Source organism: Caballeronia mineralivorans PML1(12) (assembly GCF_001028175.1).
GTDB classification, from domain to species: domain Bacteria; phylum Pseudomonadota; class Gammaproteobacteria; order Burkholderiales; family Burkholderiaceae; genus Caballeronia; species Caballeronia mineralivorans.
Window position 1 is genome coordinate 1 of record NZ_AEJF01000286.1, and the last position, 397, is coordinate 397.

General features: G+C 50.9%; 1 pseudogene. It reads left to right on the forward strand.

The features are described from left to right. Positions 1-47: 47 nt before the first annotated feature. Positions 48-397, forward strand: a pseudogene (gene nagD, locus EOS_RS42695) (ribonucleotide monophosphatase NagD); the annotation flags it as partial.

The window sequence follows — 397 nt, forward strand, 5'->3', positions numbered from 1 at the left end:
TGTGCTTTTATAGTGGCGCTTGTTGTTGTCAATATTCTGGGTAGTCCATGACCATTAAAAATGTAATTTGCGATATCGACGGCGTGCTGATGCACGATAACGTCGCCGTACCGGGTGCAGCGGAATTTTTGCACGGGATTATGGATAAAGGCCTGCCGCTGGTGTTGCTGACCAACTATCCTTCGCAGACTGGGCAAGATCTGGCGAACCGCTTTGCCACCGCAGGTGTCGATGTACCTGACAGCGTGTTTTATACCTCTGCGATGGCGACTGCCGATTTCCTGCGTCGCCAGGAAGGCAAGAAAGCGTATGTGGTGGGCGAAGGCGCACTGATTCATGAACTGTACAAAGCCGGTTTCACTATTACCGATGTGAACCCTGATTTCGTGATTGTTGG